The organism is Paenibacillus sp. sgz302164, from assembly GCF_056120505.1.
The window spans coordinates 254,465-276,260 of the sequence record NZ_JBVYOL010000007.1; the positions used below are offsets into that span (position 1 = coordinate 254,465).

A 21,796-nucleotide genomic window follows, 5' to 3' on the forward strand; every position below is an offset into this window, starting at 1 on the left:
AATAAAAAGTAATTTCGACCTATAATTACAAAATTCCTTTATTCCTGTGTAATTTTCCCTTGGTTTCGCGATAAATCCACTCGTGCAACAAAATTGACAAAACTAAGTCTATACATGCATCACTGAAATTTAAAAAGGGGATTCTTATGAAAAAATTTGTTACTGGCTTATTTTTAGGCATCGGTATATCATCTTGCACAGCAGTTTTTGCATCACAAAGTATCCAAGCATATTTGTTTCCCAGCAAGATAACATTTCATGTGAACGGAGAACCTCATGTTTTGGATGTGAGCGGAGAAAATCAAGTAATAAATTACAATAACAAGACCTATATTCCATTGCGTTTGTTTGCTGAATCCTTGGGTGCAAAGGTTGATTATCAGGCACCATCATCTGCGACGAATGGCGACAATCAAATAGATATCCAATTTATCGGAATTCTGGATGGGAAGAAGAGTGAGAATGCGTGGACTTTAACTCAGACGAACGGGTTCAAAGATGGAATCCTTGCAGAAGACGCGGGAGTATCATTTGGAAAAGCAGATATTGACTACAACGCTAAATCCATTAAACCCCTCATTCAATTCAAAAACTCCATGAAGAAAGCAATCCATATTCAGCCACTTCAAATCGAATATGAGGTCGTTAAAGTGGATGCGGGAGGTGATACCGTTTTGTTTGATTACAAAGTGCCCCCTTTACAAGGCAAGGTGCCGGCAAGTTCTTGGTTCACCGCCAATGTTCCCTCATGGGATTTTAAAGATAATCAAGGGAACATTGTTGAACCAGGAAAATATGCGCTTTTGATCAAAGTACCTGCTTCCCTTGATTACGCTATCGAAGGAGCAGGGGAAACGAAGACCATTTCTTATCTTTCGAAATTTAGTCGTTGGGAATATGATATTACGCAAGAAGTGCTCGATCAGTTAAATAAGAACTGAGTGTCTCTAAATTGTGATCGAATACATGCAGGTAGTCCAAACCTAGTGGTCGCGGGTTCGAATATCGACGGCGCAGCATCTGACTGCCTTTATCCGCGCTTGCGTACCCCGCCCATTTTAAACACAAAAATACCGCCAATAATAACGAGCACTCCGATCAACTTGTTGGCAGTAAAAGGGACTTTATCCAGACCGAACCATCCCAACGTGTCCCACAACAGCGCAAATCCGAGCTGTGCTGCCAGTACGATTGAAATGGCATACGTAGGGCCGAGCCGTCTTATGGCCTGCACCAGGCAGGTTACAACCCCGACTCCGACCAAACCGCTGAACCAGTACCAGGGCTGCATATGCTGCAAAATAAACATGTGCCTCCCTTCAAAAATCAGACCCAGTGTCAGTGAAGCGACGAATCCCATGCCTAATACCAGCGCAGTGGTTGCCCACGATCCCGCGCGTTCATTTACCCTGCTGTTGAAAACATTTTGCAAACTGACCAGCGAACCTGCAATAAGCGCCAATGACAGTCCTAGCGTCATAACCGACTCTCCTTCGGGATTCATTTGTGACGAAACCAATGCTGCAAAATTATTCGTAAATATTTCGGTTTGCCAGCGCCCTCAGCCCATCTCTGTCTTTAACGAAGATAAATCCTTTGCTGCGTTCAACCAAACCTTCCGTACAAAACTGCCGGATGACCCGGTTCAGATGTCTGTAGCTGGTGCCGATTAAATTCGCCGCATCCGGCAAGCTCGCTGTACTTAGCTGCCCTTTAAATAACGTATCGGAGTCGTCAAATGAGACAGACAACAAATAACTTGCCAATCGCACCTCAACCGGATACATCAAATTGAAGCTTAACGAAACGGATTTCATGTAAAACTTCCGCGCAATAATTTTCAGCAAAAATTGCAGCAGAGGTGAGTGCTCTTTGCCGTATTTATTCAACCAGCGATGATGAACCCCGATCATGCAAACAGGCGATACAGCCTCGACCGTATTGAGAATATTTGCGCCTTGCACATATTCAACATCCCCGATCAGATCGAGCGGTTTTATAAAAGAAAGAATCAGCGTTTTGCCTTCCGCCGAGGTCGTAGAAATTTTAAGCTTTCCCTTAACAAGCACGTACAAAAATTGGGCGGATTCCCCTTGAGAGCAGATTAATTCCCCTTGGTCGTAGTAGTAAAGCGACAAATGCGGCGTAAATTGCTCATTAAATATCGATTCCAATTGATGCGCTCGCAAATAATGATCCAACTTCTCGCGATCATGGATTTCTTTCATTGTTCGGGTTCCCTCCGCTTTTTTACCTGCAGCATTCCGATATGCTTATACTATCAAAATTTTAATATAACCACACCGGCTATCATCAACCCGATGCCGATAAATTGCGGCAGCCTCATCTTCTGCTTCGCGACGCCGAACCATCCGTTAATATCGATAATAAAAGTCAGACCCAGTTGGGCAATCAGCAGAGCCGATACCGAAAGGGTGATGCCGATCTGATGAATAGCCGTGACGTTGGTGAAAATGATGACAGCCGCAAAAGCGCCGCCGCATAAATATAACGGCTTCACCTGCTTGAATCCTTGCCATTTGCCGTCGCGGACGAACAGCAAAATAAGCAGAGCCGTCACAAATCCCGTCAACTGGGTTATCGCCGCCGTTTGCCATGTGCCTATATCTTGGCTAATCCGGGCATTGGCTGCTCCTTGAAGGGTAAGAAACACCCCTCCTAATAACGCAAATAAACTCCCTTTCATGGCCTCTCCCCTCAATTTCTGTCTGTACTTAATTAAATGACAGATCAAGGCCATTGAGAAAGGACATATGTCCTCGCTTTGTTAACGCTTGCTTGTCAAGGCATCACAGGCACTTATCTTGAAAATCAAACGCACCGGAAAACGCCAGCCGGTTCCAATTTTTCATCCTCTGTAGCGTCGTGAAGCGCGTCTTGGGCGGCTAACGCGCAGAAAACGCACAAAATCCAGACTTTAGAGAAAGTGACGTCAGATGGGCGCCTCATTTGGGGCTTAACCTCTCTTTCTCAACGCGTGTCTCCTCCGGCGCGAGCTGCGCCGCCGTACAGGCAGGCCAAAGGGAAAAGCCTGCGAAAGTGCAGGTTTTTTCCTTTGAAATGGCTCATTTTTGCGAAAAGCCTGCAATTGTGCAGGAATTTTCGCTGAAAATGAATCCAAGCCCCTGCTCGCAGCGAAAAGCCTGCACAATTGCAGGAATTTGCCGTGGCCAGCGTATCCATCGAGCAAAAACTGCACTTTTGCAGGTTTTCTTCTCGCAACCAGGCTGATTGGGCTCACCGCGCACGGCTCCCAGCGCGCGGCGTTGCGCTGCACGACCGCCGGTCGGCCGACCTATCGGCTCTGGCGTGTGGCCCCCCTTATATAATCAAAGCCGCCCCGGGAGCAGGTTGAACTGCTTTTCGGGGCGGCCCATCGAGCGGTCGGGAAGAAGCTGCGTGTCCGCTGCTTCCCGGTTCTTTAACGTTCCGCTGCTCTCCACCGGCGACAACTCTCAATAATAAGTGCTCAGGTCGATCTTTCGCCCGGTTTTTGCGCTTTCTATGGCGCCGAGCACCATGGCGATGCTCTTGACGTTGTCGCGGCAGTCGGTTTCTGCGCGTCTGCCTTCTTCGACGGCAGCGAACATTTCGTCGAGACAGCCGTGGTGGCCCAAGCGGCCGTCCCAGCGGAACGAAGCCTGCACCGTCTCCGTGTCGCGTATGAACTTGCCGGCTTGATCGCCTGCGCCCGGGATGACGACCTCGGCGTAAGGCGCGTTGCCGCCGTCCCAGATCGCGGTTCCCTTTTCCCCGGTTACCCGCCAGGACGATTCCCAGGAAGTGCTTGCGCCTTCCGCACACCACGAGCCTCGGTAGCAGAATACCGAGCCGTCCGACATCTCAAAAATACAGATTGCAGCCGCACTGCCCTCATACCATGAACCCGGCGGATTGAATTCGTGGCAGTATACGGAAACCGGGTCCGCCCCCGAGATGAAACGCGCTTGATCGAACGTATGGATGGCCATATCCAAAATAAGCGGACTTGCCATCTCATCGCGAAAACCGCCAAAGTGGGCGCCGATGAAAAAATCCGCACCGATATAACCGGGGCGGCCTATCGTTCCGTTCCCGATCAAGTCGCGCAATGCACGGATGTTCGCGTCATACCGCCGATTTTGCATGACGGCAAAAGACTTGCCCGTACGTTCGGCAATGCGGATCAATTCCAACGCATCGGACATTGTCGCCGCGAGCGGCTTCTCGCCGAATACGTGACTCCCCAACTGAAGAGCCGTGCTGCAAACGTTAAAATGGCTGGCCGGAATCGTCACATCGAACACGACGTTAGCGCCGGTTTCCGTGATTGCCTGTTTGAGATCGGTATAAATCCCGGCTGTGGTCAAGTCATAACGATCCGCCATGGCTTGCGCAAATTCCAGCTTAATATCGACAAATGCAACGATCTCCGCATCCTCGCGTTCAATCGCGTATTCGACCCAAGTACGGGCCATCCCTCCGCAGCCGACGACAGCTACTTTATATTTACTCATTTGTCCTCAATCACTCCTATTTTAAGCTATAATGATGGTGAATACCCCAATTATAGTCAGGTTTGTTCTGATTATCTCTATACAATCTTGTGTTTTTCTAGTCCGATCTTGCGAGAAAGGAGGCTCGGTTGTGACGCATCCTAACGAGCTTAAAGAGGATACCTGGCTGACCGTCGGCGACTATCCGCTGAACGTTTTCCGGAACATCATTCCGGCCGGCCCGAAGGGGCGCTGCGCCCTCTATCTGCATTGGCACGATCATTTTGAACTTATTTACCTCGTGCAGGGCCGGGCAGCCTTTCACATCGACAGCCAGCCGCACGAAATCGAACCCGGCGATCTGCTGATCGTTCCGTCTGGCGCGCTGCATGTCGGTTATGCGGTTTGTGAAGACGAGGTCGAGTACTTGGCGATCGTCTTCAACCGCTCACTGCTCGCCGGCCTCTCCTTTGACCCGGCGCACGAGCGATATATGGCGCCATATTTGGAGGGACGGCTTCGCTTCCCGGTCAAGTTCGACGGCCGGAATGAAGCAAACGCCCCTTATCGCAAGCTGATTCTCCAACTGATCGAAGAATTCGAACGCCGTTCTCCCGGTTATGAGTTGGTCATGAAATCGCAGTTATATTTGCTATTCACACTGCTGTCACGCGCCTTCTTGCCCGAAAAAGGGCTGGGAGGGGGCGCCGCCGGCAGCAAGAGCATGGACCGGTTCAAGCATCTCATTCTTCACGTCGAGGAGCATTACGCGGACAAACTGTCCGTGAACGATGCAGCCCGGCTCGTTAATCTGAACCCTTACCACTTTTGCAAAATGTTCAAAAATGCAACGGGCCGCACTTTTATCGACTACGTCAATCAGCAGCGCATGAATGAAGCGGAACGCCTTCTTTGCTCCGGCGACCTTTCAGTCACCGAAGTCGCAGAAAGAGTCGGCTGCTGCAACCCTAACTATTTTACGAAAATGTACAAAAAGTACAAGGGCCGCACGCCCTCCCTTACACGCAAAATGGAGCTGAGCTACGATTCTTAATTTGGCAAAGAGGAACCACATCTCCGGCATGCTCCCATGGAAAATAAAAAATAAGCTCCGGGATCTATCGATCCTGAGAGCTTTTTTTTGTGTTTTTGGCCGCTATTCGCGCCTCAGTATTCGCCCCTTTGGTTTAGGAAGAAAGCTTGCGGATCGGGGAACCTTCGATGAACGCTTGAATATTTTGTACGGCCTCGCTGAAGTAGGTCCGGTAATTTCTTTGTGTTACGTACCCCAGATGCGGCACTGCAAGCAAGTTCGGTAAAGTCCGCAATATGTCATCTTCCGGCAATGGCTCGATTTCGAATACGTCGATACCCGCTCCCGCTATCCGCTTGTTTTGAAGCGCCGCAATAAGAGCCTCCCGATCTACGATTTGCGCACGCGACGTATTGATGAGGTAGGAAGTCGGGCGCATAAGCTGCAGCTCTTTGGTGCCGATTAAACCTTTGGTCCGCTCGCTGAGCACAAGATGAACGGAAACGAAATCGCTCATTTCAAGCAGTTCTTCTTTGGAACCGGCCAAATAAACGCCAGCGGCATCCGCTCTCTCTTGGGTCAAATTTTCGCTCCAAGCCGCTACTTTCATCCCGAAAACCTGTCCGATATGCGCCATTTTGACGCCGATTTTGCCGAGTCCGAGAAGCCCCAGCGTACTTCCGTGAAGGTCTGCGCCGACGGTTGTCTGCCAAGGTCCGTTATTTGTAAATGAACGGTTTTCGGACACGATGCCGCGCGCCAAACCTAGAATCAAAGCCCAGGCCAACTCCGTCGGCGGCTCGGAATGGCCTGCCGTTCCGCAGACCGTAACTCCGTGGGCTGCAGCGGCGGCCAAATCGATAGAGGCGTTGCGCATCCCGGACGTAATCAGCAGCTTCAGACGATCCAAGCGTTCAAACAGCGACGCGCGAAACGGCGTGCGTTCCCGCATGATAACAACGATATCGCAATCGCATATCGCACGTGCAATGTTATCTTCACCTTCGATATGATCGTGAATCGGCACAACTTCCACCTTGTCGGCAATCGCCGACCAGTCAGCCATACGCATGGCGACATGCTGGTAATCGTCCAAAATTGCGCATTTCAATCTCATCATAAGCCGCCTCCCGTTTTGCAGGTTTTTCAGATAACTTATTCGCTTGAACGACCTGAATTCCCTTGTTCCATGAGACTCCTACGGCTATTTTCTGAGCAGCAAATAAGCGAAATACGGCACACCGATCAGCGACACCATGATGCCCGCGGGAATACCGTCGGGATCGACGAGATTGCGGCCGACCGTGTCAGCGGTTAACAGCAGCCATCCGCCGAGCAGAATGGCGACAGGAATGAACAGCTGATTGCGCGGGCCGACCAGTGCCTTGGCAATGTGCGGGCCCATCAGCCCGATGAACGCGATGCCTCCCGTGACGGATACCGCAGAGGCGGCCGCGGCGACAGCGGTCAAAATGAGGACGATGCGCTCCCGTTCAAGCTTGAGACCGATGCCTATCGCCGACACTTCGCTCAAACCAAGAAGATTGAGCCGAAGCGACTTGAACAAGGTGAACGGTATAAGCAGGATCAGCCACGGAAGCAGAGCCCAAATGAACGGCCAGTCCGTACCCCAAATATTGCCCGCAATCCATTTTGCGATGAAATCGACCTTCGAGCGTTCCGCCGAGGAAATGATCACGATCATGATCCCCGACAGAGCGAGGGAGAAACCGACCCCGACCAGCACGAGCCGGATAGGATCAAGTCCGCGCGTTCGGCTGTACGAGAACAGATAGATGAGGGCAGCCGTAACCAACGAGCCGATAAAGGCGGCCAGTGGCAGCACATAGACGAACGTCCCAACGTCGATCGGGAAAAACAGGAAGAAGACGGCAACCGCCACGCCTGCGCCGGAATTGATGCCGATGATGCCCGGGTCGGCCAGGTCGTTGCGGGTGACGCTTTGCAAAATGGAGCCGGACAACGCAAGCGCCATGCCCGCCAGCAGCGTGATCAAAATCCGCGGCAGCCGGACGGAAAACAGAACGAATTGTTCCTTGAAGGTGCCGTGGCCGAACAAAACAGGAATCAGCCTGTCAAATGACAGCGAGGAATATCCCACGCCCATGCTGACTATAGCGGTCAGAACGATTAGCACTGAACCGGCGAGCAGAATCAGGCGTTGTTTTCGAATGAGAGCGGACAAGGTCATGACAGAGCTTTCCCCCCTCTACGCACGACGAACAGGAAGAACGGCAAGCCCAGCATAGCCACGATGGCCGCCAACGGCGTCTCGTAAGGCGGATGAATCGTGCGGCCCAGCGTATCCGCCAGCAGCATGAATGTGGCGCCGGCAAAAACCGAGAAAGGCAGGATGTACCGGTAATCCGTGCCAACTATTTTGCGGACGATGTGCGGAATCATCAGCCCTACGAAAGCCATGTTCCCGACGAGCGCAACCGCTGCGCCGGTAAGCACGACGACAAGGATGAACAGGATGGCTTTAATCCGCACCAGCTTTTGCCCCAGTCCGGTCGCTACCTCGTCGCTGAGGCTGAGAATGCTCACTTGGTTGGACAGAATCAGAGCTATCGCAATGCCGAGGAGGATCACCGGCGCAATCGCCTGAAGCTGTCCCCATGTCGTTCCGATCAGCCCCCAGGCAGTCCACATGGACACGTCTTTGGAAATTTTGAAAATGATGCCGACGCCCTCCGAGATCGCGTACAGAAATGAGGAAACGGCGGCGCCGGCCAGCACGATACGGATCGGGGACAGCCTGCCCCGGCGCATCGAGCCGAGGACGAGGACCAAAGCCGCTCCCAGAGCGGCGCCGAGGAAGCAGGCCACCATGATGCCGAAGTAATTCAGCCCCGGGATGAATGCAAAAGCGAGCGCGAGCGCCATGTTGGCGCCGGAAGTCAGGCCGAGCAGTCCCGGGTCGGCCAGCGGATTGCGGGTGACCCCCTGCATGATGGCGCCGGACACGGCAAAAGCGGCGCCGATCAGAATCGCGGCCAGCTCGCGGGGCAACCGGATTTCGCGCAGGATGAGGATATTTTCGTCCTTCACGCCGGAGGTCAGGGCAAGCCACAGGTCGCGGAACGTCGTTTCCGCTGCGCCGAATATCATCGAAATGACGAAACATACAACGAGCGCCAACGCGCTGCCAAAGATTTTATAGAAAAAAGGTACGGAATGTCGTTTATTCTTCATCGGACTCTCATCTAACGGCCGAGAAAGCTTTTAATGAAAAATTGCAATTGGTATTCCATGCTGAGCGGATCGTTAAAGTAGAATGCTTTGGCATTGGCCTCGTAGACGCGTTGATTTTTGACTGCGGCAATGTTTTTGTATGTTTCGGTATTTTGGAACGAATTGTCCTCGTCCGCGTTTTTGCTGAAAATAACGTAATCGCCCATGTAATCTTTCAGCACTTCCGTCGATACGGCGAAGTAACCGTCTTTTTTCGTCGCTTCCTTGACTTTCTCGGGCATGCGGAGCCCGAATGCCTGATACAAAATTTCGGTGCCGCGGCCAAAATTATCGCCATAGACGTAGAGCTGCTTATTGAACGTCTCGATGACCGAGACCGTCGCATCTGCGCCGAGCTTCGCCTTGATCTCTTCCCCGGCTTGTTTGGTCCGCGCTTTGAAATCGTCGACCCAGGCTTGCGCTTCCTTTTCTTTGTTCAACAATTTGCCGATTTCCAGCTGTTGGGTCAAGTAATCGACTTTTCCGTAAGTATAAGTAACCGTGGGGGCGATTTTCTTGAACTTATCGATGTTTTTAATGTCCGAATGCCCGATAATGAGATCCGGCTCCAGCTCGATGATCTTCTCGACGCTTTCGTCCGTAACCGCCTGGACATTTTTCAGCTTCTCTTCGAAATTCGGGTTGGTCTTGGACATTTCGTCCGCTCCGACCAGAGGCACGCCGAGCGCCATAACGTTGCCCGTTAAAAACCGGGTAAGCACAACGACGCACTTGGGATTGGACGGAACCTCCACCGGCCCGTTCTCCGATTGATACGTAAATTTGCCGGATTCCGATTTCGCGGAAGGCGCGGGGGACGGCGAACTTTTGCCGTTAGCGGCTTCGCCCGCTTGATTTCCACCGCAAGCACTCAATACAATCAGACCAAAAAGTGCAAGCGGAATAAAAAGCTTTTTCATAAAATGACTCTCTCCCTTTCCAAAAGCTATGCTGCGATTCGATTATGAAAATCATTCTCAATTACATACCCTATTATATGGATACGTTATGCGCCGAACCATGCCTTTTTGTTTGAAAATTAGCTTGGACTAATGGTTACCGGTAAATAAAGCTACTGCGCGTTGAACCTGCAATCGAATCGAGATCGGGTTGTAAGGCACCCATTCATCCAGGTCAAGCAGATGCACGCAGTTCCGCTGTACGGCGGGAAGGCTGTTCCACTCACGGGACTGGAATACCGTTTCGGAATGGGCCGTGGAGCCTTTGTCATCGGGAAATACAATAACCAGCAAGCGAGCCCCTGCATAATCTGCAAGCTCGGATAATTTGATGCAAACGGAATGAAATCGATCTCCGAACTTGTCCATGTTCTGCCCGATCTTTGCCGGAGGCCGCAGCCCAAGCGATTGATACATCACGTATCCGACATTGCGCGCTCCATATACGAGCAGTTCTTCCGGCTTAATAACGAAAATCGTTACGATTTCATTAGCGGCTGCGCTTTGCTGCACCAATGAACGGGCCGCCTGCTCTTCCTGTTCAAAAACGGCCAACCACCGCTCTGCCCGATCGCTTCTCTGAATAGCCTGGGCGATAAGACGCAGGTGCTCTTTCCATCCCATTTCCATCCATGAAACTTCCACGATAGGCGCTGCGGCCCGCAATTGTCCGGGATTCAGCCCGTATTCCTGCAAATGCTCTTTTGCCGCAATAATCAGTTCGATGTCGGTCTCGAGCAATACCGAATTCACCTGCTCGGCAGAGCAGTTCGTATTGACAAACATGATCGTTTGCGATGGCTGCAGACCGTCAATATTCACATACTCGCTGCTTTCCGAAATGATGACGGCCGGTTCCAAGCCAAGCAGTTGCAGATGACTGGCGTAAGGCGCAAGCAATACGGCCACACGCTGGAACGTTCCGCGGTTGTAGCCGGAAGGCGCCGCCCCCGTCTGCTGCTTAAAACGGCGGCTGAGATAAAATTCATCCTTATAGCCCACCTTTAGCGCAATCTCCCTAAGCGTGCCCGAGCCGCCGATCAATAGCTCCTTTGCCCGGTGAACGCGCAGCCGGGACAAGTATTCGTTGGGAGAAAAGCCGGTAAGCTGCTTAAACAGGATGGAATAGTGAGATCGGCTTATGCCTGCCATTGCGGCCAACTGCTCGCGGGTAATTTTTTCGCTAAAATGGTTTTCCAAATAAGCGATGCTGCGCTTCATGGACGGCTGCTCACTAGCTGCGTACTTGGCCTCCTGCCGCTCCAGCAGTTGAAGAATGATTTGGTGGAACATAATTTGATTGCGCACATGGCGGACTTCGCTAGCGGGTAACCGGTGGATATACAGCTCCTCCACATTAGCCACAATCTCAGGTTCATAAGGGAACAACTGAATATTGGAGCTTGCGACCACCTCGCTTTTCCGCATCATTGCGCCTTCAGGCAGCGGCATCGCCTGCTCCTGGGTGCTGATTGTAAGCTTGTAAGCATGAAGCGGCTGTAAAACATTCGCTACGATAGTTGCATCGCTAAGCGCCGGGAGCAGGATGACACTTCCTTCCATAAGCTCGTAAACTTGATCTTCGTCGATCCGAAGGGTGCCCTTGCCGCCGGCAATCGCAATCAGCACCGTTAAACGCTCATGAATCCTGTACTCCGGCAATTTCGTGGTGCTGTACAGCGAATGGATGCTGTCAACCGTATATAATGGAAAGTGGGACTCGACCCACTCCGAGACAACGTTATTCACAACAAAAGCCTCCATTGCATAAAAATGAGGGAACGTCTTCCGTCCTCTGCATCGTGCCAGGCAGCTTGATCTTGGCGATGATGCAGCAGAGAACAATATCTATAATATAATGCAAAACGGTTTCAGGCTAGATACCGCTTTCGCACCCGGAAAAAACAAAAAAACAACCGGAAACCCGAGCGTCACGCGGTTGTTAATGGCTGAGCCAAGGGTGTATCGCCGGCTGCAGCGCCTTGAAAATATGAAGTTCGGCCTATACGGATCTCCTTCCAAAAGAAAAACACTTTCCACCATCACATTGCCGTATCCGGCGCTGCTGTCAACCGTCTCCAACCTCTCTCCCGCCCCTGCTGCCGCTGACGGATGCAAATCCGCCCGGCGGAGATATTGAATCGTGCTTTGGCCGATGCCGGCAATCAAGCATGCGCAGAATACGGGATTCGCCGCTTCCAATCATAAAAAGCAATAAACAAATTTACATTTCGCCGGTAACCCAAGCTTTCCAAAAGGAAAACCAACGGCTCGTATACGGCTCCGGCCATGCCAAAACTCCAATCCCCGGTTCACGGAATAATGACGTCGCTCATCGATCCAAAAAGCCCCGGAACCAAAAAAAGCGCCGTTCGTTTCATAACGTCCCCCCCTTTTTTTTGAGCCGCAGTTCTTTTATACGCATGAGCCGAACATGCATCCTATTCAAAACGCAATCTTGGTCGCTACCTCGCTGCCCTCCGCCTCACGCCTCCTCTTCCACGACGCCAAGCGCCTTGTTCTTTTCCTTGAACTTGGCATTATGCGAGGAAACGTATGCCGCTTTCGGCGCTTCCGGTTCCAAGTACAGCTTGGCGCTGTTGACCGCCAGCGCTGCATCGGTGAACGCTCCGGCAATCAGATTCAACTTGCTCGGGTGATTCGCCGAATCTCCCGCCACAAAAATGCCCGGCAAATTGGTCGCGAGCTTTTCGTTCACATTGATATTCCACTGCCCCATATCCATTCCCCAGTCGACAATCGAACCGAAATCACCGCGCAGCCCGTGATTTACGATTACGGCATCTACCTCCAGCCGCTCCGTTTGGTCTGTCAAGCTGCCTTCCGGATCTACGAGGGCGACCGTTACCGCTTCGATCGCTTCCCCTGCGCCATGCAGTTGCATCACGGCATACGGCGTGCGGACATCGACCGACGATTCTTGCATTCGCTTCACATTTTTCTCATGTCCGCCAAAACGGTCGCGCCGGTGCACCACGGTTACGCTTGCCGCAATAGGCTCCAGCTCGTTGGCCCAATCGACTGCGGAATCGCCGCCGCCGGAAATGAGCACCCGCTTGCTGCGGAAGCCTTCCAGTTCCTGCACGGTATAATGCAGATTGGTTACTTCATAGCGGTCGGCTCCTTCGATCTCCAGCTTCGCCATCTTCAACACGCCGTATCCCAATGCAAGAATAATAGTCCTTGTATGGTGCCGCTCCCCCGTTTCCGCCGTAAGCACCATCGTGCCATCCTCCAACCGCTCCAGTCCGCTGATCTGCTGGCCTAATACGATCGTCGGATCAAACGTATGCGCCTGTTGGATGATCTGCTGAATGAGATGCTCGCAGCGAATCGGCGTGACGCCTCCGACATCCCAAATCATTTTCTCCGGATAAATTCTCAACCGGCCGCCCAGTTCCTCCTTCGCCTCGATCAGCTTCGTTTTCATATTGCGCATGCCGCTGTAGAAAGCCGCATACAGCCCGGCCGGCCCCCCGCCAATAATCGTTATATCGTAAAGCTCCAACGCCTGTGTCATGCTGCTGCCTCCTAAAGAATAGTTATCGTTCCCAAAATATTCACAGCATTTGTTGGCACCATTATACATGATAATGATTATCAATATCAAATTAATATGAGGCTCGGCAGACGTGGCCCAATTCCAAGCGTTGACAAAAGCAACATGCAGAAAGTGCCGGGAAAGTCCCGACACTCCGTTAGGGCAACCGGGATGCTGCCCGGGGCAAGGCTTGCCCGCGGCCAGGCTGGCGCGCCGCGCGCATTGCCCAGCGCGTGATGTCGCGCTGCATGACGGCAGTCGATCGATGCAGCAAGCAAAACCTGCAAAAGTGCAGTTTTTTTCGGTGGAAACGGCCCGGTTTAGCGAAAAGCCTGCGATTGTGCAGGAATTTCCGGTCAATTTGGGCTAGAGTGGGAGTTTGGGCGGAAAAACCTGCAGATTTGCAGGAATTTGTCGTAGGCAAGCGCACCGGGGAGCAAAAAGATGCACTTTTGCAGGCTTTTCGCACGTTGCCAGGTTGAGGCGCAGCGTAAACGGGCGGGTTCATCGATAGTCTCACTTTTGCAGTTTTTCTTCACGCTGCCGGGCAGGATGTGCTTTCTGCTCTATCCGGGAGCAGTAAACCGTATGTCATGGTCTCCGGCATCGGCCGCGGCAAACTTGAGCAGGCGGCTCCTCTCCTCGGCCAAAGCAAAGCATAACGGCCCGCTGCACGAGCGGCTCGATACTGGCTTAAGTCGATGTACATTCGTTAGTGGCCTGACTGACACCACGATCCTGGCCCGAAAAGCACTGCCAAATCTATACTTTCAACTGCCATACCATGTCAATTTGCTCAAAATCGCGCGTTTTTCAACTGCTCGCCGGGATAAAACCGGGGAAGACGATCGGCAAGCTTTTAAAAGGAAAAACTGACTTTACGTAGAATTATTAAAATTATGAATACAAAACAAGGCAACTATATGTTGAAATATGCAGCTTTTATTTTGTTGTTTCTTGCCGTACTCCTTGGATTGCGGCTGATTTGGTTCGGGATCGTCGCGACCCCGGAGCATCTGCAAGCGTCGCGCGGCGTAGTGGATTTGCGCAGCTGGAATTTTAAACAGTCGCATTCCATCCCGCTGGACGGCGAATGGGAATTTTATCCGGGCAAGTTCGTTTCGCATGAAGACCTGCTGCGCCAAAACGCCGGCACGCCGCGCTATGTTCAAGTTCCGGGCGATTGGAGCGGCGCTTTGTCCGAAGCGGGAGACACGTCGTTCGGCTACGGAACGTACCGGCTGCGCATTTTGATCGATAATCCCATAGATGAGCCGTACGGATTCTGGTTTCAGGAGATCGAAACCGCCTCTATGGTTGAAATAAACGGAAAAGTCGAGTCCGCAATCGGGCGGCCGGCTGCGCAAGCGGAATTGTACAAGCCGAAGTCGGTCTCTTACACGGCCACTTATACCGCAGACGGCCAAGCGGACATCGAACTGATTATACAGGTTGCCAATTTCGACCATCCGCAGAACGGCGGAATTACGAGATCGATTCACTTTGGCTCACAGGCGGCCATTGATACCGAGCGTTGGTACTCTATCGGTTTTCAGCTCGTCACGTTCGTCATTTTGCTGCTGCACGGCTTGTATGCCTGCATACTGTACGTTTTCAATCCCCGGCAAAAGGCGTTCCTGGTGTTCTTTCTGCTGCTTGTTACCGTCAGCGTATCGATTGCGGCCGACCACGAAACGCTGCTGCTGATCTGGTTTCCGATCAATTACACGTGGGCTCTGAAAATCAAGCTTCTATCCTATATATGGCTGCCCTTTTTCATACTGCTTATGGCAAGAAGCTTCTCCGGCTATGCGGAACGCGTCAAACTGTTCTACGGCTATTCAGCCGCGCTTGGCCTTTATTCGGCATTTGTGCTGGCTGCGTCGGCGCAGCATATTTATGCTCCGGCCTCAGTCAACTTTTTTGCGGTTCTGTATATGTTCCCGATAGTTTGGTTTGTCTGGCTGATCGGAACGATGATTCTCAGAAATCATAAGGATTCCGTATTCCTGCTGTTTGCAGCCGTCAGCATTTTGTCCAGCGTCATCTGGGGCGTGATTTATCATAACGGAACGGCGATCCGGTTGTATTATCCAATCGATGTCATCGCCGCGATCGTCGGGTTTTCGGCTTATTGGTTCAAGCGGTATTTCCGTAATTCTGAGGAAAACGCCAAGCTTAACGAACAGCTCCAGGCCGCCGACAAGCTGAAAGACCAATTTCTTGCCAACACTTCGCACGAGCTGAGGACGCCGCTGCACGGTATTATCAATATCGCCCAAGCCGTCGTGACGAATGAAAAGCATACGATGAGCGAAAAAAGCTTCAATGAGATGAAGCTGCTGATTACGATCAGCCGCCGAATGTCGCATATGCTGAACGATCTGCTTGACATCGCGCGGCTTCAAGACAAGCGGATCGTGCTTAAGCAGGAACCGTTGGGCATCCAGTCGGTCGCTTCCGGCGTTATCGACATGCTTGAATTTATGACCGACGGCACGCCCGTCCGGCTGAAAATGGATATTGCACAATCCATGCCGCCCGTTTTTGCCGATGAGCAGAGGCTTGTGCAAATTTTATTCAACCTGCTGCACAACGCCATTAAATACACCGATTATGGCACGGTGACAATTTCGGCAGAGATCAGAAACGGTCAAGCTGTCATCCATGTGACGGATACCGGATGCGGGATGGATGCGGAAACGCAAGAGCGCATATTTTTGCCGTACGAGCAAGGACCGCAAGGAATAAGCGGCGGCGGCATCGGGCTTGGACTGAGCATCTGCAAGCAGCTTGTGGAGCTGCATGGCGGCGTGCTGTCCATGCAGTCCGAGCCGGGGCAAGGCTCGGTGTTCAGCTTTACGCTCCCTTTGGCCCAGCATTCAGGCGACGCTTTCCCGCTGTCGCATACCGACCATGGAGCCGAGTCGTACATGAAAGCCGCCGGCGGGCTGTTTATCGGGAATGCCGCTGCCGCCGAGGCCGCCGTTATGAGGGACGTGCACCCTGCTGCCGATCGGCTGAACATACTTGCCGTGGACGACGATCCGGTAAATTTGCGGGTGCTGGCCAGCATTTTTTCCGCGGACCCGTATAACATCAAAAGCGTCATGTCCGCCCAGGAAGCTCTGGAGCTGCTCGGTACGGAGCCGTGGGACTTGCTGATCGCCGACGTCATGATGCCGCATATGTCCGGCTATGAGCTGACGCGCCTTGTGCGGGAGCGCTTCACGAGCTCGGAGCTGCCGATTTTGCTGCTGACTGCGCGCAGCCAGCCCGAAGATATTTATTCCGGCTTTTTGTCGGGAGCCAACGATTACATCGCCAAGCCGGTCGACGCCATGGAGCTGAAATACCGCGTCCGGTCGCTGACGACGTTAAAGCAGTCGATCAACGAAAGCCTGCGTATGGAGGCCGCCTATTTGCAAGCGCAAATTCATCCCCATTTTCTGTTCAATACGCTCAATGCCATTATGGCGTTAAGCGAGATCAGCACGGACAAAATGCGCAGCCTCACAGAAGCTTTTACATCGTATTTGCGAATCAGCATCGACTTTTTGAATTCGGAGCAGCTGGTTGAGCTCGCCCATGAACTGGAGTTGGTGCGGGCCTATCTGTTTATCGAGCAGGAACGCTTTGAGGAGCGTCTGTCCGTCCAGTGGGATATCGAACCTGACATCGATCTGCTTCTTCCGCCGCTCACTCTGCAGCCATTGGTCGAAAATGCGGTCCAGCACGGCCTGCTCAGCAGAGCCAGAGGCGGCACGGTGTATATCCGGATTGCCCGCCTGGAGCGCGCCACTCTTTTTGAGATCAAGGATGACGGCAAAGGCATGGACGAACAAAAAGTCCGCCAGCTGCTTGACCAGGCCGGAAAGAACGAAAGAGGCATCGGTCTGCTGAATACGAACCGCCGATTGACGCAGCGGTACGGCCGGGGCTTGACGATTCGGAGCCAGCCGGACGTGGGAACGACGATTTCGTTTGTCATTCCCGATCGAGACAAGCCGCCGCATTGGCCGCAATCGCCGCGTTTTTAAGACAGCGCAAAAAGAGCGCCGGGTTAGGGAGCTCAGTCTCAGTCTCAGCTCAGTCCCTCTAACCCGGCGCTTTCTTTGCATGTTCCGGCACTATGCGCATTTTGATGACAGCGCTCGCCGCCCGATCATGAAGCTCCTGCCGCGGATGCATGTTTGCCGCAATGGCTGCATTCCGCCTTCTGCTTCACATCGATCTCCAGCCGGTATCCTTGCAGCCACTCCCAAAAATGGGAAGGCGCATGCTCTTTCAAATACCGGATCATGTCCTCCTCTTCCTCCCAATCTCCATGCCCTGCAACTTCGGCGATGACAATGTCCAGCCCTTCTTCCTGCTTTTCAGCCGCATTCCAGCGCGCTTTGCCGGCAAAAAGGCTCTCCAGGAGCAATTCTACCGATTGGATGAACCGATCCTCCAAACTTCTTTCACGAATAAAACATATATCCAAAACAAACTCCGACTTCATGGTGCAGTACCTCCTTGGATCGGCAGCAAGAGCCGCTCGCCCGATATCCCGGGCAGCGGATTCGGCTCTCACTCCCGACGTTCTTTTACATCGATTGTACGGGACCGGATACATTCCATCTGTGATCAATATCACGATGTCCGAATATCGTTTTGCTTGATTGTGATTCCAATCACAAAGCCGCTCGCATCGCTCCTTTATACTGTACCTGTAATCAAAACTTGCCGGCGAAATAAACGATATTCGGTACGGGGAGGTGATCCAAAATGAAACCTGCAGCTTCGCGAACTTTCGAATTGGATGTAAGACCTTATTTGCAGCAAAAAATGGAGCCTTTTCAAATGATTATGGATCAGGTCCGTTCATTAGAAATCGACGATATCTTTGTTTTGCACGCCACAATAAAGCCGACTCCCTTGCTGGGGATTATGAAACTGAAAGGGTATGCCCACAAAACAGAGCAAATCGACTTGCAGCACTGGAAGGTCACTTTTGTAAATAAGAAAAACAAGAAATGGCTGGATTCCCCGGAGGATTGGACGGCAAAAATGGCGGAAGAAGCCCCGGAGTGCAAAGAAACAGCGGCAGCCGATAAAAGGACGATAGAACTCGACAACCGTGGGCTTGAACCGCCGCAGCCGATGATTCGCACATTAAGCGCACTGGAAGCGTGCGGACTTGGCGACGAAGTGATCATTCACAATGATCGGGTGCCCGCTTTTCTCATCGAGGAATTGAATGCTCTTGGCTATGTGTATAAGATCGAAGAGCAGCCGGACGGCTCCGCCCGTGTTGCCATACAAAAGGTGAAGAGGTGAACGCCGATGTTCCGACTCCCCTTTTTGTTCATTGTAACGGGAATCACCGGGTTTGTGCTGTTTCATCTATCTTCGCTGGCCGCGCTGGCCGATTGGATGAACGGCTATATGCGCGGTCCGTCCGGCTGGTTTCACATTCATTTGCTCATATTGGGATGGGCCACGATGATTGCGATGGGAGCCGTATACCAGCTCATTCATGTTATTTTGCAGTCGAACGTTTACAGTGAAAAGCTTGCTTACGTTCATTACGCGTTTTTTACGGTCGGCACAGCCGGATTGCTGTACGGTTTTGCGGAAGGGAAAGTTGCCTGGATCGCGGGCTTTGCAACGATTGCGCTGATCGGTATTTTCCTGTTCGCCTGGAACATGGCCGTCACCTTATTCCGCGCCGCACAGTGGGACGCTATTACTGTCAGCACGGCCTGCTCCGTTTTGTATCTGGTTTTGACAGGGATTTCCGGCATGGCTATGGGGCTGAATTTTGCGCTGGGTGAGTGGAACATGCTGCATGAACGATTATTCGGCGCGCATATTTGGCTCGGGGCCGTAGGTTGGTTCGGGATGCTCATTACCGGATTCAGCTACAAAATGGCGCCCATGTTCTATTTGGCGCATGGATTTCCGACAAGATCGCGGAGTGTTACGCTTTGTTTGTGGAATCTCGGCGTTTTAACGGGTGCAGCTGCCTTCCTGTTTGAATGGGGTTTTTGGGCAAAATGGACCGCATTCCTATGTATAACGCTAGCCCTTGCCGCGTATAATTGGCATCTTGCCCAGATCCGCAAATACCGCCATAAGCGGCATCCGGGTGCGGGGATCGCATGGTCCGTTTGGAGCAGCCGCGTTCTTGCCGGCGCTGCCGCTGTGATGCTGGTGTATTTAGCGTGGAACACACATCGTGCATTGACGGCCGAATTTGTCACGCTTGCCGGCTGGATCTATTTGGCGGGTTGGGTTGGCTTTACGATTTTGTGTTATTTATCCAAAATTGTGCCATTTTTATGGTGGACGCACAAATATGGCCCGCAAGCGGGAAAACCCGGCATACCGACATTGGCGGAACTGCTGGGAGAAAAAAGAGTTCAAACCGGCCTAACCGCCCTTGCTTGCTCTCTGCTGCTTCTGTTTTCCGGTTTGATGTTAGGCGTACAGACTTTGGCAGTCGTCGGCGGAGTCGTATTTTCCGTCGTTTCACTCGGATATATTTCTTTCATCTCGCTTGTGTTTACCCGTTGACGAAAGGAGCAATGGCATATGGACGAAAGATCGGAAGAACGCATTCTCGGTCTGCTGCAGCAGGTGAACGATCCGGAGTTGGGGGTCAATATTGTCGATCTCGGGCTTATATATGGGATAGATTGGAAAGAGGATGAGCTTGTTGTCCGCATGACGCTTACTACGCCGGGCTGCCCGCTGCACGATACGATTGCCGGGGGCGCCAAGTACGTCCTCCAAGGCCAGTTGGGCTTCAAATCCGTCAAAGTCCAAGTCGTATGGGAACCGCCCTGGACGCCGAACATGATGTCGGACGCAGCCAAAGCACAGCTTGGATATGGCAAACCGGCCCGGTAGCGGAGGAAGTTCATTTCGGTTGCACCGGAACCGCGCTGAAAGTACGGGCCGCGAAACAAAAAGCCGGGATTCCCCTTCCCAAGGGTTCCCGGCTTTAGTTTCTCGCTCCGAACGATGCGAAAGCAGCACGCCGCCCTCGTTCTCCCTCCGTGGATAACACTTTTTCCAACTTGCTCAGCGCGCGCAGAAAAGCTGTAAGAGCTGATGCAAAACCCGCCTACTAGCGCCGGCACATCTACTTGGTGGCGCGAAGAGAACCGGTACATCTGATTGGCAGCGCGGAGAACCGGTACATCTACTTGGCAGCGCGGAGAACCGGTACATCTACTTGGCAGCGCGGAGAACCTGCACTTTCCAGGCTGCCCGAGAAAATCGCGATACTGAGTTTGGGCTAATGGAAACAGTGAGGCCCTAATTTGAGGAACAACCACTTTTTCTGGGCGCGCACCTCTCCTTGAGGTCACGGAACTGAACAAAATGGGCAGGAGACATCGTGATAGGAAAATGCCTGCGAAAGTGCAGGTTTTTTCTTTGGAATTTGCTTATTTCGGCGAAAAACCTGCAAAAGTGCAGGAATTTTCGCTGAAATTGAACCTGAGCCATGTCCCCGCTGAAAAGCCTGCACAATTGCAGGAATTGTTCGTGGACAGCGATCAAGGACGCAAATTCATGTATTTTTGCAGGTTTTCTTCGTGCTGCCAGGCAGATTGTAGTTATCGCCGCTGACCGCGGGGATTTTTCAACAGCCTGACTTTCGCAGGTTTTGCGGGCGCCACCCCGGTTAGCGAACGGCTGCGCTGTCTTCGCAGCAGGCGAATTTCGCCCATGTCAAAGACTTCCCCTCCACAACCATCACGGAGTGCCGGGACTCATTTGGTACACGACCCAGTCCGCCGCTTCTATAAATTGATGCGCCGCATCGTAGATATGCGGGGCTTCGTTCAAGGTTTGCCACGCTTTGGCAACCATCCACTCCGACGACGTCTTCCCCCCGTACCGTCCCAGGAAAGACAAACCCATCGCCTCCGCCGTCTCATTGATGCGGTTCGCCTCTCCTTGTGCGGCATGGTGCTTCCACAGCTTGACATACGCATGCGGCTCATCGCGGTATGCTTCCTTCATGCACAGCGGCACGCCGGCCTCATCGACGGGAAGCACCGTGCACGCCGTAAAATCAATGCCAATCCCGATCACCTGCCCGGGCGCGATGCCTGAGCTTTGCAGCACCTCGGAGTCTGTCCGACGGAGTTACTTTTGTGCATACCGGGTGAATAATGACTGCATACATTGCCGCTTACGCTGCATAATGACTGTCATTTTGCAGATACATACCTTCTACGTGGTTCATCGGACAGACTCCTCAAGCACCGAGCGGCGCAAAACTTCCATGTAATCGCCAGGATGTTGCAGCGCCCAATCCGGCTCAAGGGGCCTCCCCGAGCCGGGCAAAGCTTCGTCGATGACCCCATGCGGGTAGGGCGTCACATGGACGCCCGGTTCCTCCCCGGTATCGACATCGACGAGAACCGCACGCCCGGATTCCGTACCGTAGTCAATGCCAATGACGTACTTCTTTTTCATGCGCCGCCCCGCT

General features: G+C 52.4%; 19 protein-coding genes and 2 pseudogenes. 8 read left to right on the plus strand and 13 right to left on the minus strand.

Going from position 1 to position 21,796, the window contains the following annotated elements:
* Positions 1 to 146: 146 nt before the first annotated feature.
* Complete coding sequence (locus tag AC0LWT_RS14140) at positions 147 to 941, plus strand: stalk domain-containing protein (RefSeq protein ID WP_474681900.1); 795 nt, start codon at positions 147 to 149, stop codon at positions 939 to 941.
* 89 nt (positions 942 to 1,030) lie between these two features.
* Here the strand turns inward: AC0LWT_RS14140 and AC0LWT_RS14145 are convergent, their stop codons facing one another.
* Genes AC0LWT_RS14145 through AC0LWT_RS14155 form a run of 3 tightly spaced genes read right to left on the minus strand, consistent with a single transcriptional unit; the run spans position 1,031 to position 2,707 of the window.
* The gene (locus AC0LWT_RS14145; protein ID WP_474681901.1) at positions 1,031 to 1,480 is read right to left on the minus strand and encodes a DMT family transporter; all 450 of its coding nucleotides are present in this window, start codon (positions 1,478 to 1,480) and stop codon (positions 1,031 to 1,033) included.
* Positions 1,481 to 1,529: 49 nt separating this feature from the next.
* Positions 1,530 to 2,228 carry a Crp/Fnr family transcriptional regulator gene (locus AC0LWT_RS14150; RefSeq protein ID WP_474681902.1) on the minus strand — a complete coding sequence of 233 codons (699 nt, stop codon included), beginning with the start codon at positions 2,226 to 2,228 and terminating at the stop codon, positions 1,530 to 1,532.
* Between the two features lie 53 nt (positions 2,229 to 2,281).
* Positions 2,282 to 2,707, minus strand: a complete 426-nt coding sequence (locus AC0LWT_RS14155; RefSeq protein ID WP_474681903.1) for a DMT family transporter — start codon at positions 2,705 to 2,707, stop codon at positions 2,282 to 2,284.
* A 263-nt stretch (positions 2,708 to 2,970) separates the two neighbouring features.
* On the opposite strand from AC0LWT_RS14155, the gene AC0LWT_RS14160 reads away from it, so the two are divergent.
* A complete protein-coding gene (locus AC0LWT_RS14160; RefSeq protein WP_474681904.1) occupies positions 2,971 to 3,252 on the plus strand; it encodes a hypothetical protein in 282 nt (93 codons plus the stop codon).
* Positions 3,253 to 3,476: 224 nt separating this feature from the next.
* Here the strand turns inward: AC0LWT_RS14160 and AC0LWT_RS14165 are convergent, their stop codons facing one another.
* Positions 3,477 to 4,517, minus strand: a complete 1,041-nt coding sequence (locus AC0LWT_RS14165; protein ID WP_474681905.1) for a Gfo/Idh/MocA family protein — start codon at positions 4,515 to 4,517, stop codon at positions 3,477 to 3,479.
* Between the two features lie 130 nt (positions 4,518 to 4,647).
* Between AC0LWT_RS14165 and AC0LWT_RS14170 the strand changes: the two genes are divergently transcribed.
* A complete protein-coding gene (locus AC0LWT_RS14170; protein ID WP_474681906.1) occupies positions 4,648 to 5,550 on the plus strand; it encodes a helix-turn-helix transcriptional regulator in 903 nt (300 codons plus the stop codon).
* A 133-nt stretch (positions 5,551 to 5,683) separates the two neighbouring features.
* Here the strand turns inward: AC0LWT_RS14170 and AC0LWT_RS14175 are convergent, their stop codons facing one another.
* From AC0LWT_RS14175 to AC0LWT_RS14200, 6 genes are all read right to left on the minus strand, one after another.
* Positions 5,684 to 6,649, minus strand: coding sequence for a D-2-hydroxyacid dehydrogenase family protein (locus AC0LWT_RS14175; RefSeq protein WP_474681907.1), 966 nt, complete (start codon positions 6,647 to 6,649; stop codon positions 5,684 to 5,686).
* Between the two features lie 84 nt (positions 6,650 to 6,733).
* Complete coding sequence (locus tag AC0LWT_RS14180; RefSeq protein WP_474681908.1) at positions 6,734 to 7,741, minus strand: FecCD family ABC transporter permease; 1,008 nt, start codon at positions 7,739 to 7,741, stop codon at positions 6,734 to 6,736.
* Positions 7,738 to 8,745 carry a FecCD family ABC transporter permease gene (locus tag AC0LWT_RS14185; protein WP_474681909.1) on the minus strand — a complete coding sequence of 336 codons (1,008 nt, stop codon included), beginning with the start codon at positions 8,743 to 8,745 and terminating at the stop codon, positions 7,738 to 7,740. The genes AC0LWT_RS14180 and AC0LWT_RS14185 overlap by 4 nt, the downstream gene beginning before the upstream one ends.
* Before the next feature lie 11 nt (positions 8,746 to 8,756).
* The gene (locus tag AC0LWT_RS14190) at positions 8,757 to 9,704 is read right to left on the minus strand and encodes an iron-hydroxamate ABC transporter substrate-binding protein (protein ID WP_474681910.1); all 948 of its coding nucleotides are present in this window, start codon (positions 9,702 to 9,704) and stop codon (positions 8,757 to 8,759) included.
* 129 nt (positions 9,705 to 9,833) lie between these two features.
* Positions 9,834 to 11,492 carry a helix-turn-helix domain-containing protein gene (locus AC0LWT_RS14195; RefSeq protein ID WP_474681911.1) on the minus strand — a complete coding sequence of 553 codons (1,659 nt, stop codon included), beginning with the start codon at positions 11,490 to 11,492 and terminating at the stop codon, positions 9,834 to 9,836.
* A 736-nt stretch (positions 11,493 to 12,228) separates the two neighbouring features.
* Positions 12,229 to 13,284, minus strand: a complete 1,056-nt coding sequence (locus AC0LWT_RS14200; protein ID WP_474681912.1) for an NAD(P)/FAD-dependent oxidoreductase — start codon at positions 13,282 to 13,284, stop codon at positions 12,229 to 12,231.
* Positions 13,285 to 14,204: 920 nt separating this feature from the next.
* Between AC0LWT_RS14200 and AC0LWT_RS14205 the strand changes: the two genes are divergently transcribed.
* Positions 14,205 to 17,345 carry an ATP-binding protein gene (locus AC0LWT_RS14205; RefSeq protein ID WP_474681913.1) on the plus strand — a complete coding sequence of 1,047 codons (3,141 nt, stop codon included), beginning with the start codon at positions 14,205 to 14,207 and terminating at the stop codon, positions 17,343 to 17,345.
* Between the two features lie 125 nt (positions 17,346 to 17,470).
* On the opposite strand, the gene AC0LWT_RS14210 is transcribed toward AC0LWT_RS14205, so the two are convergent.
* A complete protein-coding gene (locus AC0LWT_RS14210; protein WP_474681914.1) occupies positions 17,471 to 17,809 on the minus strand; it encodes a hypothetical protein in 339 nt (112 codons plus the stop codon).
* Positions 17,810 to 18,075: 266 nt separating this feature from the next.
* On the opposite strand from AC0LWT_RS14210, the gene AC0LWT_RS14215 reads away from it, so the two are divergent.
* The 4 genes from AC0LWT_RS14215 to AC0LWT_RS14230 all read left to right on the plus strand — a co-directional run bounded on the left by AC0LWT_RS14215 (position 18,076) and on the right by AC0LWT_RS14230 (position 20,928).
* A complete protein-coding gene (locus tag AC0LWT_RS14215) occupies positions 18,076 to 18,627 on the plus strand; it encodes a DUF2249 domain-containing protein (protein WP_474681915.1) in 552 nt (183 codons plus the stop codon).
* Positions 18,628 to 18,633: 6 nt separating this feature from the next.
* Complete coding sequence (locus AC0LWT_RS14220; RefSeq protein WP_474681916.1) at positions 18,634 to 19,866, plus strand: hypothetical protein; 1,233 nt, start codon at positions 18,634 to 18,636, stop codon at positions 19,864 to 19,866.
* Positions 19,867 to 19,884: 18 nt separating this feature from the next.
* Positions 19,885 to 20,202, plus strand: a complete 318-nt coding sequence (locus AC0LWT_RS14225) for a metal-sulfur cluster assembly factor (RefSeq protein ID WP_474681917.1) — start codon at positions 19,885 to 19,887, stop codon at positions 20,200 to 20,202.
* Positions 20,203 to 20,733: 531 nt separating this feature from the next.
* On the plus strand, positions 20,734 to 20,928 hold the full coding sequence (locus tag AC0LWT_RS14230) for a hypothetical protein (RefSeq protein ID WP_474681918.1): 195 nt from the start codon (positions 20,734 to 20,736) through the stop codon (positions 20,926 to 20,928).
* A gap of 141 nt (positions 20,929 to 21,069) precedes the next feature.
* On the opposite strand, the pseudogene AC0LWT_RS14235 reads toward AC0LWT_RS14230, so the two are convergent.
* Positions 21,070 to 21,429, minus strand: a pseudogene (locus tag AC0LWT_RS14235) (ribulokinase); the annotation flags it as partial.
* 143 nt (positions 21,430 to 21,572) lie between these two features.
* Positions 21,573 to 21,783 (minus strand): annotated as a pseudogene (locus AC0LWT_RS14240) (ribulokinase); the annotation flags it as partial.
* Positions 21,784 to 21,796: the final 13 nt, after the last annotated feature.

What these genes read in the sequence shown, in the direction of transcription:
- AC0LWT_RS14140 (WP_474681900.1), top strand. Translation starts at nt 147, where the DNA reads ATGAAAAAATTTGTTACTGGCTTATTTTTAGGCATCGGTATATCATCT.
- AC0LWT_RS14145 (WP_474681901.1), bottom strand. Translation starts at nt 1,480, where the DNA reads ATGACGCTAGGACTGTCATTGGCGCTTATTGCAGGTTCGCTGGTCAGT.
- AC0LWT_RS14150 (WP_474681902.1), bottom strand. Translation starts at nt 2,228, where the DNA reads ATGAAAGAAATCCATGATCGCGAGAAGTTGGATCATTATTTGCGAGCG.
- AC0LWT_RS14155 (WP_474681903.1), bottom strand. Translation starts at nt 2,707, where the DNA reads ATGAAAGGGAGTTTATTTGCGTTATTAGGAGGGGTGTTTCTTACCCTT.
- AC0LWT_RS14165 (WP_474681905.1), bottom strand. Translation starts at nt 4,517, where the DNA reads ATGAGTAAATATAAAGTAGCTGTCGTCGGCTGCGGAGGGATGGCCCGT.
- AC0LWT_RS14175 (WP_474681907.1), bottom strand. Translation starts at nt 6,649, where the DNA reads ATGATGAGATTGAAATGCGCAATTTTGGACGATTACCAGCATGTCGCC.
- AC0LWT_RS14180 (WP_474681908.1), bottom strand. Translation starts at nt 7,741, where the DNA reads ATGACCTTGTCCGCTCTCATTCGAAAACAACGCCTGATTCTGCTCGCC.
- AC0LWT_RS14185 (WP_474681909.1), bottom strand. Translation starts at nt 8,745, where the DNA reads ATGAAGAATAAACGACATTCCGTACCTTTTTTCTATAAAATCTTTGGC.
- AC0LWT_RS14190 (WP_474681910.1), bottom strand. Translation starts at nt 9,704, where the DNA reads ATGAAAAAGCTTTTTATTCCGCTTGCACTTTTTGGTCTGATTGTATTG.
- AC0LWT_RS14200 (WP_474681912.1), bottom strand. Translation starts at nt 13,284, where the DNA reads ATGACACAGGCGTTGGAGCTTTACGATATAACGATTATTGGCGGGGGG.
- AC0LWT_RS14205 (WP_474681913.1), top strand. Translation starts at nt 14,205, where the DNA reads ATGAATACAAAACAAGGCAACTATATGTTGAAATATGCAGCTTTTATT.
- AC0LWT_RS14210 (WP_474681914.1), bottom strand. Translation starts at nt 17,809, where the DNA reads ATGAAGTCGGAGTTTGTTTTGGATATATGTTTTATTCGTGAAAGAAGT.
- AC0LWT_RS14215 (WP_474681915.1), top strand. Translation starts at nt 18,076, where the DNA reads ATGAAACCTGCAGCTTCGCGAACTTTCGAATTGGATGTAAGACCTTAT.
- AC0LWT_RS14220 (WP_474681916.1), top strand. Translation starts at nt 18,634, where the DNA reads ATGTTCCGACTCCCCTTTTTGTTCATTGTAACGGGAATCACCGGGTTT.
- AC0LWT_RS14225 (WP_474681917.1), top strand. Translation starts at nt 19,885, where the DNA reads ATGGACGAAAGATCGGAAGAACGCATTCTCGGTCTGCTGCAGCAGGTG.